We start from the raw sequence: 6994 nt of genomic DNA on the forward strand, positions 1-6994 counted from the left end.
GTCTGGGCGTCTGGGCGTCTGGGCGGGCCTGCTCGTGCTCGTGTCGCTGCTCGGTAGCACCCCGGGGACACCCGATCTCGCTCGTGCTCAGCTGCGTGGCCGCGGTCCCCGAGGTGGTCGGGTGCTGCTCGATGGCGCTCCTCGTCGCGAGGCCGACCAGCGCCACACCGCCGCTGGTCGCGGCGTATCTGCTGGTGGGCCTCGAGGACGACGACGACGGCGGCTCCGGGGTGGCGCGACGCTGGCCCGACGCCGGTCTCGACTGCGGGACGTTCGTCCGTCGCGTCGAGGACGGGGGCGGGTCCCAGGGCAGGCACGCGGACGGGTTCTCCGGCTGCGCGCGCGAGTCGCAGTCGGCGTGGAGCGTCCGGCGGCCCCGTCTGCTGGCCGACGGCACCCTCGACGTCGCGATGTGGCCGGGCCTGGTCGACGTCGACTGGCTGTTCTGAGCCGACGCCAGGGCGCGTCGTCGCTCAGCCCTCGCGGATCGTCATGCGGGTGAGCCGGTCGCCCGCCACCTCGAACGCGAAACGGGAGCGACCGTTGGCGTGCGTCGAGCGCCAGTCGCCCACGACCGTGACGTGGCTGTCGTCCTGGATGCTGACCTCCTCGACGGTCAGGATGCCCTGGGAGCCGATGAACTCCCGAGCGCTCCAGGCCTTGATCTCGTCGCGACCGGTGAAGGTGCGACCCCAGTCGTCGACGACGGCGCCGGCGGCTAAGGCGTCGAGGAAGCCCTCGTCGTCGTGGCGGTTGACGGTCTCCACGAAGGAGGCCACGGGCTGGGGCAGGTGCGGTGCAGTCATGGGGGGTCTCCTCAGGGTCAGCGGGTCGTGTATCCGCCGTTGGCGAAGATGGTCTGGCCGGTGATCCACCAGCCCTCGGTCGCGAGGAAGCGGACGATCGGGGAGATGTCCTCGATCTGCGTCAGCTGGCCGCCCATCGCCTGCGACCGGTGGAACTCGACGCGCTCGGGCGTCTCCTGGCCGTAGAAGAACGGGGTGTCCATCGGGCCCGGCGCGATGGCGGTGACGGAGATCCCTCGCTCGGCGAACTCCTTCGCCGCGGCGCGCGTGAAGTGCTCGACCGGCGACTTGCCGCCGGCGTACGTCGAGTAGCCGTCGGTGAAGGCGCCGAGGAGCGACGTGACGATCGTGATGACCTTGCCGCCGTCGGCGACGTGCCGTCCGGCCTCCTTGATGAAGAAGTACGCCGCCTTGCTGTTGATGTCGAACATCGCGTCGTACTCGGCCTCGGTCGTGTCCGCGATGGGCTTGCGCAGCACCTTGCCGACGGTGTTCACCGCGACGTCGACGCGCCCGAGCGCCGACTCGGCGTCGGCGAACAGCCTCGCGACGTTGTCGGGGACGGTGAGGTCTCCGGTGAGGATCACGCCCTTGCCGCCCGCGGCCTCGACCGCGGCGAGCGTCTCCTCGGCGTCGGCGCGCGTGGACGCGGAGTTGTAGTGCAGGGCGACGTTCGCGCCCGCCTCCGCGGCCTGACGGCTGATGAGTCCTCCGAGGTTCTTGGCACCTCCGGCGACGAGGACGGTCTTGCCCTCCAGCGTGTGCGTGGACATGGTCACTCCTTCTATGTCGAGTGAATAGGAACATGTATCAGCGATACACGAGTACTGTAGCGACATGACAGAAGAAGTGCGAGCCGATACACGGACTCGTCTTCTCGACGCGGCCGCCGAGATGATCGCGAGCGCACCCGGCGAGGAGGTCTCGCTCAGGGCGGTGTGCGCTGCGGCCGGCGTGCAGATGCCGACGCTCTACCACTTCTTCGGCAACAAGCAGGGCCTGACCGACGCCGTCGTCGAGCGTGGGTTCGACCTCTACCTCGCCGAGAAGTCGGCCGGCGAGAGCACGGGAGACCCGATCCAGGACATCCGCGACGGGTGGGACGCCCACGTCGCGTTCGGCCTGAGGAACCCCGGGTTCTACACGCTCATGTACGGGAAGGTCCGCCCCGGCTACTCGCCGTCGGCGCAGGCCCGGCCGAGCGAGCTGCTGCGCGAGCTGACGAGGAAGGCGCACGAGCAGGGACGACTCTGCACGACCCCGGAGCAGGCGGCAGCGCACGTGCTCGTCACGAACATCGGCGTCACCCTCCGCCAGATCGTCCTCGCGACCGAGGACCGAGATCTCTCGATAGCCGTGCGCGAGGGAGTGATCGCCGCCATCACCGGCTCCGCGAGCTCGTCGCCGTCCCTCCAGGCCGACGTGCGTCGCGTCCTCGAGCACGCCGTGACGCAGCGTGACCTCCTCGGAGGGGAGGAGACGGCGCTGCTCACGAAGTGGCTGAGCCGTCTCCTCGCTGTGGGGTCGGACGGCTGACTCCTGCATCGCCGACGGTGCGCCCACCCCATCGCCGGCGGACGACGCCGCGCCTGGTCCCTCGCCCCGGCTAGCGTGCCGGGATGAAGCCGGATGCGTGGGCGCGTCTCGTGCGGGCGGGTGTGCTCCCTGCCGTCGTGACCACCGTCCTGATCGCCCTCGCGCTCGGTGTCGAGAACCTCGGGGTGGCCGCGACGATCGGGGTGCTGACCGGCCTGGTCGGGTGGGCGGTGGCCTCGTCGCAGCGCGCGGAGTCGCTCGGACGGCCGATGCCGGTGCTGGCGCTGGTGCTCGCTGCGGCGGTGGGCCCGGCGGTCTGCTTCGTCGTGAGCATCTGGGTCGGCCTGGGGAGGTCCGAGGCGGCAGGCGACTGGATCGTCCGTGGGGTGCAGGTCGGAGCGTGCTGCCTGCTCGTCGCGGCGGTCCTCGGTTTGCTCGGGCCGCGCACGCGCGAGGTGAGCGTGGGTCTGTGCCTCGTCGGGGCCGTCGTGCCGGCGCTGGTCGCCGTCCCGACGGGGATCGTCGCCCTGCGTACCGACGAGCGGGTCGAGGCTGCCGTGGACGACTTCCCAGTACGCGGCCCGAGCCGCCCGGCGGACGCCGATGAAGGAGCTGACGTCGCCGAGAGCGAGCTGATCGAGGTGGTCCGCGCGTGGCCAGATGCTGATCTGGCCTGCGCCGACCTCGCGCGGAGGTTCGAGGGCTGGACGGGGCGCGCCGTGGCGCCTGATCCTGGCGACCGCACGTGCACGCTCGAGCACTCCTCGGCATGGCTCGGTCGTCGCGCCGCGCTCCGCCCCGACGGGACCTTGGTCGTCGCCGCCTGGTCGCCGACGACGTCGTGGGTCGCGCAGGTAGCCACGGACCGGTAGCTCCATCAGGGCTCAACGGGCGAGGTGCAGTGCACCGACCCGGCGCTACCGTGCCTCATGGCATCGGCCGAGTGGTGGAGGTTCGTCGGGAGCTTCGTGGCGCCCGCGGTCGGCATCCCCGTGGTCGCGACGCTGGGCTCCGGCATCGAGGTGCTGGAGTCGGCGCTGTGGTCCGGCATCGCCGTCGGGCTGCTGGCCTGGAGTCTCGTCGAGGTGCTGGTGGCGCTGTTCGGCCCTGCCCCGCAGGCGGGTCGGCGAAGGGTGCCCCGCGCGGCCCTCGCCGTCCTGGCCACGCCAGTACCGGTGGTGTGCGGGGCCGCGGGCTTCTGGATCGCGCTCGGGACGTCGGACGCCGCGGGGACGGTCATGTGGTGGGCTGGCTGGATCGGTCTCGCGTGTGCGGCGCTGGCCGTGGTCACGGCGTTGCTCCTCCCGCGCCGGCGTGGACTCGCCACCGCGCTCTGCGCTGCCGCCGTGCTCGTGCCGGTCGTCGTCGGCGGAGCGATGGCGTTCTACGCCGCCCGGGTGGACGCGCGCCTCGCATCGGCAGCTGCCGACTTCCCGTCCGAGGGCGAGAGCCGACCGGCGCAGCCCGACGAGCCTGCCGCGGACTCGTCACCCGACGAGCCGCCCGAGGCGCTGCGGGTGTGGGACGACTCCGAGGTCACCTGCTCCGAGCTCTCTGACCGGTTCGAGCGATGGTCGGGTCGGCCGGCTCTCGAGAGCCCAGTGCTCGAGGGAGAGTCGTGCGCCGTCGAGGCCGAGACGTCGTGGACGGGCTGGCGAGCCGCCGTCCGCGCCGACGGCCGGTTCGTGGTGGTGGTCTGGTCGCCGACGGCGGACCTCTTCGTCTTCTAGTCGTTGTCGTCACGGGGGCCGCCGGTGGATCGCCGTGCTTCTTCTCGTACAGGTAGCGGTGGGCGACGGGACCGATGGTGATGTCGCTCGTCGGGTCGGAGATCCACTTCGGGCTGCCGAGCTGGTCGTAGGTGGTGGAGATCGTCTCGCGGTTGCGGCCGATCTCCGCGATGAGTGCGACGGCGAACAGCCTTTGGTACCGCGGGCAGGCGCGTGACGGGTCGACGGGCTCCTACCAGCTGGGCACGCGCACGTACGACCCGTCGGATGCGGCGTTCACGACGCCGGACACGTATCGGGTGGCTGCGCCTCCGACGGACCTGTCGGTGACGACTGATCCGTTGACGGCGAACACGTACACGTACGTGAACGGCAACCCCGTCAACATGATGGATCCCGATGGTCACCGGGTGACGTGCACGGAGGGGCCGAGTCCGTGCAGCGTGACGGAGAACGGGAAGACTCGTGAGACGGGCAAGACGGTTCGTCCGGATGGGTCGATCTACACGGCGGCTGAGCTGCAGCGTCGGGGTGAGGCGGAGCTGGCGGCGTCGATGTCGCGTCGCGAGGCGTTGGCGAAGAAGGCTGCTGCGGAGTTCGACTGGAAGGGCGCGTTGGTCGATCTGGGGGTCGAGGCCTCGGGTCTGGGTGACATCAAGCGGTGCGTGATGGACCGCGACGTCGGCGCGTGTGCGTGGGCGGTCGCGGGGACGGCTGGGGCGGCGATCTTCAAGGCCGGCAAGACGATCAAGAAGGTCAAGAACTTGATCGACAACGTCCGTTCGTTCAACGCCGCGAAGCGGGCTGCGTCGGCGGCGTTGAGCAAGCTCGATGGGCAGATCTCGAAGCAGGCGGCGGAGCTGAAGTCGCTGGCGGCGAAGGTGAAGCGTTCACCGAGCAGTAGTGCTGGTGGTGCTCGCAAGGCGAGTGCGAAGACGGAGGCTCCGAGGCGCGGGGGTGGGGGCAGCAGCAAGAAGTCTGCACCTAGTGACCGAGGTTCAGGCCGAGGGCTGAACAAGTACGGTGGATCTCTAGACGAGACAAGCAGCAACGCAGCGGGCGGCCGGATCTTTACCTCGACGGGGGCCATCGATCAGGATGATCTGACTCCAATTGTCCAGTCTGCCGTCATGCGGGATGATGAGGTTCACATCCTGAGCGGTGTTCATGGGTTTGCTGACGGCACCACAGAGGGACATCGTGCGTTCTTCGATGAGGATGTCGTGGCGTTCGGCGACCTCCCTGGAGTCAGCGTCTACGACATCGACTCGATGTCGCCGGCTGAGGTAGGTGCGGTCATGGAGAAGCCGGGCACGATTATTGGGGGGTTCTGCGAAAGTCGAGCCTGTCTCAAGCGGTGATGAAACGGCAGGAGTGATGGTCTTGAGTTCTAGTCCTCTGAAGGAATACGTAGGATTCATCTGGATTGGCGACGAGCCTGGAAAAAGGCTAAGCGTGTGGGCGACGTCGCCCCGAGAGGCGCGGGCGATGGTCATCGAAGAGTTCGGCGAGGGACACGTCATCTCGCTACGAAACATTCGGGAGGCACGAACAACGCGCTAGCAAGATCCGGTGTCGCGGAATCGGTCAATCGGGCTGAGAGGTGTGGAGACGGGATATCGCCATGCTCTAGGCAGGGCCCATAGCAACCGGACTGGTTGTTCGGCGGACTGGATGGGGCTTGAGGTGAAACCCGTCGCCCGGTATCACGACAGGCTGGTCCGGCAAAGTCTCGCGAATTAATTGCAGGGCGTTCTTGGAGGTTTGGGGTGAGTGCTTCGACAGTCGCGACTATGGGTGCGCTCTCATACGAATTCCCCGACCTCCTGCCCCTACTTCAAGAACACCTGGAGGACAACGAAGGTGAGATGCTCCCGCATCTCTACCTCGCTGACGTGATGCGATGGCTTGCGAAGCGGGCGACTGCCCGAGAAGACCTCTGCCGCGCAATTCTTCGATGGCTCGAGGACGCGTACGCGACCGGAAATGAGGAGATTCGCGGATTGTTGACAGTCAGCGGAGTCGAACTTATCCCCGACCCTGGCGAACCGGGATCGGAGTTGCGGACACTTCTAGGGCCCCGGCTTCGTTCGATCGACCCCTGGCCCACGTAACCGTGGGATCGCAACGTTGCTTTTCGAGCACGGCTTGATGACGATTGAGACAGCTGCACTCGTTGATGACAACTTGATCTGACGGTGAGCCCGGCAGCGATGACGCAGCAAACTCCTAGACCAGCCGTGGTAACAACAACTCGAGAACGGGAAGAAGTGAGCTCAGAGCCGACCCGGAGAAGCGCATTCTGCAGGCAGGAGAGGGAGAAGCCGTCAATGCTGTCGCATGAGGCTAGGCGGTTTCGGGCAACGAATTGATTGTGGTAGATCCGTCAGCCGGCCGCGTGAGTTTCCGCTCTACGTCTTCAGCTGGAACGCCCAAAGACTTCGGCTATCGAGCAAGTTAAGTGCGCAGCCCGCGTGGAGAGACGGACGATATCGAAGGAGAGATCGGTGGAAGAGTTCAAGTCGCGTTTCGACGTTGCGGCCCTCGCAGAATCGATGGCTGACACGATACGGGCGGACGCGGAGGCTTGGGAAAATAACACCCTCGGGTCTTTCCTCTCAGGGCTATCTGGGTGGTTGGAAGACATGCACGGGTACTACGAGGCGCGCGGAGAGGAGACCCCGGCGCAACCGACGTTGCAAACGCTCGCTGATCTACTGCGAGCTGCCAAGGTGTACGAGTGAGCTCGTCTCCATTCCACCGCTACTACGGACGACGTAGGCCGATGCGAGGACGCTCCCGGCAACGTTGTTCGATGCAGATGGTGCGCTTCCTGATTGGCGGATCTCTCGGCGGGCTGCGGAGTTGAAGCCTCAGGCGGTGGCGGTGAACTTCAAAGGCTCGACCGCTGAGGATGTAAAG

Annotated in this window: 8 protein-coding genes; 6 read left to right on the forward strand and 2 right to left on the reverse strand. The window is 67.5% G+C overall.

Annotated elements, in window-relative coordinates:
- Positions 1–95 precede the first annotated feature (95 nt).
- Complete coding sequence (locus tag A6Q79_RS00210; RefSeq protein ID WP_286691173.1) at positions 96–449, forward strand: hypothetical protein; 354 nt, start codon at positions 96–98, stop codon at positions 447–449.
- A gap of 24 nt (positions 450–473) precedes the next feature.
- Here A6Q79_RS00210 and A6Q79_RS00215 read toward each other — a convergent pair whose 3' ends face one another.
- Entirely contained in the window at positions 474–806 is a 333-nt protein-coding gene (locus tag A6Q79_RS00215; RefSeq protein ID WP_286691174.1) for a nuclear transport factor 2 family protein, read from the reverse strand.
- 17 nt (positions 807–823) lie between these two features.
- A complete protein-coding gene (locus A6Q79_RS00220) occupies positions 824–1579 on the reverse strand; it encodes an SDR family oxidoreductase (RefSeq protein ID WP_067860643.1) in 756 nt (251 codons plus the stop codon).
- Between the two features lie 64 nt (positions 1580–1643).
- On the opposite strand from A6Q79_RS00220, the gene A6Q79_RS00225 reads away from it, so the two are divergent.
- From A6Q79_RS00225 to A6Q79_RS00245, 5 genes are all read left to right on the forward strand, one after another.
- Positions 1644–2342 (forward strand): TetR/AcrR family transcriptional regulator, encoded by a 699-nt coding sequence (locus A6Q79_RS00225; RefSeq protein ID WP_067860641.1) that lies wholly within the window; start codon positions 1644–1646, stop codon positions 2340–2342.
- Between the two features lie 83 nt (positions 2343–2425).
- Positions 2426–3214, forward strand: coding sequence for a hypothetical protein (locus tag A6Q79_RS00230; protein ID WP_286691175.1), 789 nt, complete (start codon positions 2426–2428; stop codon positions 3212–3214).
- Between the two features lie 57 nt (positions 3215–3271).
- Complete coding sequence (locus A6Q79_RS00235) at positions 3272–4072, forward strand: hypothetical protein (RefSeq protein ID WP_286691176.1); 801 nt, start codon at positions 3272–3274, stop codon at positions 4070–4072.
- 131 nt (positions 4073–4203) lie between these two features.
- Positions 4204–5433 carry an RHS repeat-associated core domain-containing protein gene (locus A6Q79_RS00240; protein ID WP_067860635.1) on the forward strand — a complete coding sequence of 410 codons (1230 nt, stop codon included), beginning with the start codon at positions 4204–4206 and terminating at the stop codon, positions 5431–5433.
- Between the two features lie 1146 nt (positions 5434–6579).
- Entirely contained in the window at positions 6580–6816 is a 237-nt protein-coding gene (locus A6Q79_RS00245; RefSeq protein WP_286691177.1) for a hypothetical protein, read from the forward strand.
- The last annotated feature ends 178 nt before the right edge of the window (positions 6817–6994 follow it).

Source organism: Aeromicrobium sp. REDSEA-S32_B7, assembly GCF_001626145.1.
GTDB lineage: Bacteria > Actinomycetota > Actinomycetes > Propionibacteriales > Nocardioidaceae > Aeromicrobium > Aeromicrobium erythreum.

Bases quoted from the DNA above. Each gene is read 5' to 3' on its own strand.
- A6Q79_RS00220 (WP_067860643.1), bottom strand. From the start codon at position 1,579: ATGTCCACGCACACGCTGGAGGGCAAGACCGTCCTCGTCGCCGGAGGT.
- A6Q79_RS00235 (WP_286691176.1), top strand. From the start codon at position 3,272: ATGGCATCGGCCGAGTGGTGGAGGTTCGTCGGGAGCTTCGTGGCGCCC.
- A6Q79_RS00230 (WP_286691175.1), top strand. From the start codon at position 2,426: ATGAAGCCGGATGCGTGGGCGCGTCTCGTGCGGGCGGGTGTGCTCCCT.
- A6Q79_RS00225 (WP_067860641.1), top strand. From the start codon at position 1,644: ATGACAGAAGAAGTGCGAGCCGATACACGGACTCGTCTTCTCGACGCG.
- A6Q79_RS00215 (WP_286691174.1), bottom strand. From the start codon at position 806: ATGACTGCACCGCACCTGCCCCAGCCCGTGGCCTCCTTCGTGGAGACC.